This window comes from Moorena sp. SIO4A1 (assembly GCF_010672065.1).
Taxonomy (GTDB): domain Bacteria; phylum Cyanobacteriota; class Cyanobacteriia; order Cyanobacteriales; family Coleofasciculaceae; genus Moorena.
The window spans coordinates 1-1,100 of record NZ_JAAHHX010001004.1 but is presented as its reverse complement, the minus strand read 5'-3'; the positions used below and the strand labels follow the sequence as shown (position 1 = coordinate 1,100).

Here is a 1,100-nt window from a genome sequence, read left to right as displayed (position 1 = left end):
GCTGGAGGATTAGGGGTGTTGTTGACCGAACAACTGAGCAGCTTTGATTATCGCAGTGTGGGCGTGACGCTGGTTTGTTTTGTCTTTTTGACTTTTTTCGTTGATTGGGTGAGTGCTGCCGCTAGAAGGTCGCTCAGCTGAGCAAGTACATTAAACCCCTTTGAAGCCGCTGAGTTGCTAGGCGTTAACGTCAGGACTTTAGCTAGATGGGAAAAGCCAGGAATTATCCAAGGGATAAAAACACCATCTCGACAACGGAGACAAGAATGATCACGAATTATGCTCAGAGCCTTCAAAACCAAGTTAAAACTGAATAAACAAGGCTCTTCAGTACTTGTGATGCTAAATAAACACTTTGGAAAAGGGAGCTAAGGCAAGTGAGCCACGCTTACTGGCAGAGCCAGACGCTGCGCGAACGCGCCCCGCGTGGCCTACGGCCAAAGGTGAACGGAACAGTGGCAAGAGCCCGTATTGAAAAAAATTTTTTAGTTGAATAGCATAAGTTTTCTGTCTTGATGCAAAGCGCGAGTGGGGGAAACCACGGCAGTCGCTCATGGGGGAAACCCCCAAGACCGCGCTGCCTCGCCGTGAGGCCACTGCACCGCTTGTAAAGTAAGCTTTATGAGTTGTTTAACTGTCGATTTAGCATAAAAGGTACTGAAGAACCTATTACCTACCACCCAATTATCTTGTCTAGCCTCACTAACCTAAAGCTTGGGCGAGATCTTCTAGTAAATCGTCAGTATGTTCAAGACCAACAGACATCCGTAACAGATTGTCTGGGGTTCGGGTACCAGGAAATTCCATGGAAGCACGATGTTCGACTAAACTCTCGACACCACCTAAGCTAGTGGCTCGTGTAAATACCTTGACCTTGCCAGTAAAGGCAAAGGCATTTTCCCTGTTTCCTTTCACCTGGAAAGAAATCATACCCCCAAACAGGTTCATCTGAGCAGCAGCAATTCTATGTCCTCGATGGTTTGGCAATCCCGGATAATGAACAGCTTCTACTTGGGAGTGTTCTTCTAAAAACCGTGCCACCTTCAAGGCATTTTCTGAATGAGCTCTCATGCGGTAGGGTAAGGTCTGAATGCTCCGCA

At 47.3% G+C, this 1,100-nt stretch carries 2 protein-coding genes; one reads left to right on the top strand and one right to left on the bottom strand.

Going from position 1 to position 1,100, the window contains the following annotated elements; all coding sequences use genetic code 11:
- Window positions 1-174: 174 nt before the first annotated feature.
- Window positions 175-270 (top strand): hypothetical protein, encoded by a 96-nt coding sequence (locus F6K53_RS44810; RefSeq protein WP_293087521.1) that lies wholly within the window; start codon window positions 175-177, stop codon window positions 268-270.
- A 432-nt stretch (window positions 271-702) separates the two neighbouring features.
- Here the strand turns inward: F6K53_RS44810 and F6K53_RS44805 are convergent.
- Window positions 703-1,100: PLP-dependent transferase (locus tag F6K53_RS44805; protein ID WP_293087518.1), on the bottom strand; the 398-nt coding region annotated here is incomplete at its 5' end.